The 1,097-nt window shown below is 39.8% G+C and carries 1 protein-coding gene; it reads left to right on the plus strand.

Annotation, left to right across the window (positions count from 1 at the left end):
• A partial coding sequence (locus ACGH4F_RS09640; protein ID WP_411591040.1) for a hypothetical protein occupies positions 1-258 on the plus strand: 258 nt, incomplete at its 5' end.
• Between the last annotated feature and the right edge of the window lie 839 nt (positions 259-1,097).

Below are 1,097 nucleotides of genomic sequence, written 5' to 3' on the forward strand. Positions count from 1 at the left end.
ATATCAGTAATTGATTCCAAAACAATATTTTCAGGGCCATCCTATGAGAATGGAACGGAGAAACATGAACATAGTTACCTATGCACATTGAAGGGCTCATGGAAAAATAAGAAAATCACATATGATGAAGGTGGGTCTGTACCCAAAAAGAGAGACATCGGAACTATCGTTGTTTGCTATGATGCCTTTGGTACCCTGCAAACAGATAATATTGCAAGTTATGCGTATAACGGTAATATCGTAATTCAAGATCCTTAGTTAAAAAAATTATTTAAGAAAATGTTACATTTAATAAAATGTCACATTCTACAAATCGTCACCCAATCCAAAAATTCTTTGTTACTTTCCCTAAATCCGGGGAGTTGACCAAGACAGAATTCTTAAAATGCTGTAAAGAGTTGCACCTCACATACTATATTGTGTGTAAGGAAACCCATGAAGATGGATCTCCGCATTTGCACGCACTTCTATGGTTCCATAGCAAGAAGACTAAATCAAGACTCTTAAAGTTTTTTAAAGATAAATATCCTAATGATAACAAAAGAATACATGTCGAATCCGTCAGAAACTTCAAAGCAACAATCGAGTACTGCAAGAAAGAGGACAGCCAGTATCTCGAATCCCCCGGAGGACCTCCCAAACGACCCTATAAGTACCCGGCTTGGATGGTGTCTGCGTGTAAGCAGCATTTTAAACAACATCCTGCGGATATGGCGTCGGAATATCGTGCCGAGACTCTAAGACTCGAAAATCGGAAAAGAGAAATTGATAAAATTTTGCCAAAAATTCTTTTAGATTTTCCTAACTCGGCAAGTCAATGTCACATTTTGGAAAGCGAGCGTAATGATATAGTGCATTCACTATTAATGCGAGCGGGGGGTTTGTGAGTTCATTACCAATCCCCCCAAAAATCACAAAGTCACAATATTTGTAACCCCAACAGAAAAAAGTTCTACTGCACCCAAATTCTGCAAGTGAGGTGTTCTACGGATCCAGCTCACGTGTTTGAGCATTTCCTTAATCTGAAATGCTCCAATTGGGGTCCCGCGAAGCGGGGTAGGGCCTGTCTCTTATACACATCTCCGAGCCCACGAGAC

It is taken from the genome of Gilliamella sp. CG35, from assembly GCF_046635745.1.
Taxonomy (GTDB): Bacteria; Pseudomonadota; Gammaproteobacteria; order Enterobacterales; family Orbaceae; genus Gilliamella; species Gilliamella apicola_I.